The organism is Thioalkalivibrio denitrificans, from assembly GCF_002000365.1.
GTDB classification, from domain to species: domain Bacteria; phylum Pseudomonadota; class Gammaproteobacteria; order Ectothiorhodospirales; family Ectothiorhodospiraceae; genus Thioalkalivibrio_A; species Thioalkalivibrio_A denitrificans.
The window spans coordinates 1-3,978 of sequence record NZ_MVBK01000159.1 but is presented as its reverse complement, the minus strand read 5'-3'; the positions used below and the strand labels follow the sequence as shown (position 1 = coordinate 3,978).

Annotated in this window: 2 protein-coding genes; both read right to left on the bottom strand. The window is 66.5% G+C overall.

Features of this window, described 5'->3' with window-relative positions; genetic code table 11:
* Positions 1 to 67: 67 nt before the first annotated feature.
* Positions 68 to 2,092 carry a HAMP domain-containing methyl-accepting chemotaxis protein gene (locus B1C78_RS17200; RefSeq protein WP_077280378.1) on the bottom strand — a complete coding sequence of 675 codons (2,025 nt, stop codon included), beginning with the start codon at positions 2,090 to 2,092 and terminating at the stop codon, positions 68 to 70.
* A 256-nt stretch (positions 2,093 to 2,348) separates the two neighbouring features.
* The coding region (locus B1C78_RS17195) for a tetratricopeptide repeat protein (RefSeq protein WP_077280377.1) at positions 2,349 to 3,978 on the bottom strand (1,630 nt) is incomplete at its 5' end.

Sequence of the window (3,978 nt, the reverse complement as noted above, 5' to 3'; positions counted from 1 at the left end):
CCCACCGGCGCAGTAGGAGCAGCCTAAGTCCGACAGGCTCCTAGATACACAGGCTGGAAGGAAAAACTCAGAGCCTGAACTGGGTGATCAGGCCGCGCAGATCGGCGGCCAGCCGGGAGAGGTCCTCGGTTGCCGTGGACACCTGATTGGCGGCGCGGGCATTTTCCTCGGCCACGTCGCTGATGTTGACGACGTTGCGGTTCATCTCCTCGGCCACCTCGCTCTGCTGCCGTGAGGCCACGGCGATCTGGTTGTTCATATCGTTGATGGTCTTGACCGCGTCGGTGATGGTGTTGAGGGAACCGCGCGCGCCGTTGGCCGCCTCCACGGTGGAGCGCGCGCGCTCGCGTCCGGAGTCCATCACCTCCACCGCCTTGCGCGAGGCCTCCTGCAGACGCTCGATCATCTGTTGAATCTCGCGGGTGGATTCCTGTGTACGGGTGGCCAGGGTACGCACCTCGTCGGCCACCACGGCAAACCCCCGACCCTGCTCACCGGCACGGGCCGCCTCGATGGCCGCGTTGAGTGCCAGCAGGTTGGTCTGCTCGGCAATCCCCCGGATCACGTCCATGACCGAATCGATCTTCTCGGCATCCTGGCCCAGCGTATGGATCACGCCCGCTGCATCCTCCACGGTCCCGGCCAGTTCATTGATGGAACCGATGGCCTGGGACACGATGCGCTCGCTGTCGCGGGCGGCCTTGTCAGCCGACTGGGTGGCCTCGGCCGCCGAACCCGCGTTGCCGGCCATCTCCTGGGATGTGCTCAGCATCTCGTTCATGGCCGTAGCCACGCGATCGGTCTCGTTTCGCTGACGCTCCACACCCTGGTTCGTCTCGGCGGTAATGGCAGACATCTCGTCGGCGGCGCTGGAGAGGTGGGAGACCGCGTCGGTCACCTGCCCCAGGGTGTTGCGAATCTTCTCCACGAAGTTGTTGAAGGCACGGGCCAGGGCCGAGAGCTCGGGACCGCCCTGTTCCTTGAGGGTGCGGGTGAGATCGCCCTCCCCTTCCGCGATGTCCTCCATAGCCACGATGGCATGGCGCAGGGGACGCACGATGGAACCGGCCAGCACGAAGGCCGCCAGGGTGCCCAGCGCCAGACCGATGAGCATGAAAGTCATCATCACGCGCTGTGCGGTCTGCGCCTGCGCGACGAGGGCCTCGCTGGCCTCACTCGTGCGTTGCTCAAGGCGCGACACGAGTTCATTGACACGCTCCTTGCTCTGCAGCAGCAACGGCCCCACCTCCGTGCGGATGAGATAGGCGTCCCGGTGGGACTGCTCGCTGCCGTGCACACGGAACAGCTCGTCAAGACCCGCCTCCAGCTGATCCTGCAACACCAGCAGTTCCTCGAGCGCAATCTCCTGCTCGAAATTGAGCATAGACGAGCGGCTCTCGACCGATTCAAGGAGACTTCGATTGCGGTTGATGTAAAGGCGCGTGTTCTCGCGCGAGGGGGTGTCCTGAAAGGCGATGAAGCCGCGGATCCCCATCATGATGTTGCTCTGGCCGTAGCGAAGTTCATGAAAATCGTTGAGCAGTTGACGCCGGCGCTCGCTGACGAACTCCCCCATCTCGGATGCCGCCATCTGCGACATGTTCTGAAGAATTTCCTGTGACACGGGATTGAGCCGTACGGTCGATATTTCCATGGCCGGCATATTGCGGGTCAGATCCGAGGCCAGGGTGACCATCTCGTCGCGATACCCCGCGAAGGCATCGGCTTCGGTTGCGATGGCCGTGGCCAGCGCGCTCAGTTCCGGCACGTTCTGCACCAGCGGTGCCGCCGTGAGCGACTCCACCGCCTCGCGCAGGCGCTCCAGGTTCGTGTCATACGCCTCCCGATGCACATCCTCCTTGCTCATCAGGTAGAAGCCCAGCGAGGACGCCGCGTTGTGCAAGGCGCTGTCCACTTCCATGGCGGCCAGGGTGACCGGCTGCACGTCGCGTACCACCTCCTCAACCATGGCCCGCGTCGCGTTCAGGCCGCGCAGCCCGATGAGCGAAACGATCAGCAGGATCGCCAGCACAAAAGCAAACCCCATCAGCAGCTTCATGCGGATGGATATGCGCGAAAACACGTTGAACATGATGTCTCTCCCGATGCGCCCGCCCTGCCAGGGCCTCCCCCAAGGCAACCGGACGCGCTTATGTCGCGAGCCACACAACCCGAAGGCGTCCCGGGCGGCCCGTCGCTTGATCTGTCATGGAGCTTATCGACCGCGAATCCGGAAATCTTTAATCCGGCTGCGATGTACGACGGACGGCAGAAACAGCGGCACGAACCGCATTCGGGCCAACGCACAGTGTGTTTCGGAAGCGGCAGGGACTACCGCAGGGGGGGGATCAGCGCAGTTCCAGTTCCTGGAGCCGCTGACGCAGGACCACGCGGCGCTCCGGGTCACGGGTGATTCGCAACAGTTCGGTGTAGAGCGTGCGGGCATCGGCAACCAGACCCGCATCGGCCAGTGCCTGCGCCGCCTGGAAGCGGGCGGTCATGCCCCAGGGATCGGACAGGCCGTTGCCCATGGCCGCGGAACGCAGGTACAGGCGCGCGGCCTGCTCGTACTCACCCAGGGCGCGATGCGAATCCGCCTCCCAGTAAAGCACCTCGCGCACCTGACGGGGATCCTCCAGCCTCGGCGCCATGGCACGGAAAAGGTGGATGGCCGCATCGTGGCGGCGCACGGTCTGGAGATCGAACAGGACCTGAAGGAAACGGTCGGCGGCATCCGACTCCAGGCTACGCACGCCGGCCAACACGTCGTACAGGCCGTCGATGCCGGCCTCTTCCTGACCACCGAGGATGAGCAGCCGCGCGCGGCGCAAGCCCCAGTCGAAGGGGTCGGCGCCTTCGGGAGGCAAGGCCACGCCGGCCATGAGCGCCGACGCCGTATCCAGCTCTCCGCGGCCCATGGCCTGCTCGGCCAGGAGATTGCGCACCGTCACCGGGACCTGCTCCGCGGCACCGAAACGCCGGCCGTCCAGATAGAGCATCTCCAGTACGCGGTCGCCGTGCTGAAGCGTCAGGACGTGCTCCGCCAACAGATGATGGGCATGGGCCCGAACTTCCTCGTCGCGGCTGCGCAGTGCGACGACGGCCAACAGGGCGCGTCCCGTGACCGCCGCTTCCGGCTCCACCTCCGCGGCAGCGGCCAACCAGGCCTCGTCATCGCCCATGAGCAATTGCCGCTCGTTCCCGGCGGCCTCGCCAAGGACCAGCCAGGCCTCCCACAGGGCATCCGCAGGCAAGCCGAACCCGCTGTTCTCCTCCCGGACCAGGTGCTGCAGCCCGAAGGCCGCCTCCAGCGTGTCCGCCCGGACGACGGGGTCGGCCATGCGCAGCGCGGCCTCGGCCGCCACGGCAAGGTAGCGGGCACGGTCCCCATCGGACACGTCGTCCCCTAAGGCCGCTTCGTTCATCGACTGCCGCACCTGTTCCGGAGACGCCTGCTCCGAATGCAGCAGCGCCAGCCACCGCAACGCCATGCCTTCCGGCAACTCGGTGCCCTCGAGCAGCCCGGCGGCTTCGTCGTGGCGGTCCTGATCCATCAGGATGCGCGCTTCGAGCGGCAGCGGGATGTCGGCCTCCGCACCCCGGTCCTGGCGCAGACGACGCAGGGTGGACAGCGCGTCGGCGGGCAGGCCTTCCATCCGGTAGGCCTCCGCCAGCATGCGCCGCCAGGCATCGTGCCAGGACGCCGGAACCGCGTCACCGGAAAACCAGATCAGATCCCTGAGAAGCGCCCGTGCCTCTGTGGGCCGCTCCAGCGCCAGCAGGGCATGGGCCTCCCGGCTGCGGACCCAGATCACGAAATCCAGCGGCAACCCGCCGGGCAGACGCGCCGCGCGGTCCACCACCGCCTGCCAGCGCCCTTCCATTCCAAGGATCTCCAGCCGGGCCCGCTCGCGCGCCATCCAGCGTTCGGGATGCGCCAACCGGTCCGGCACCTGACGGTCCAGCGTCGCCAGCGCC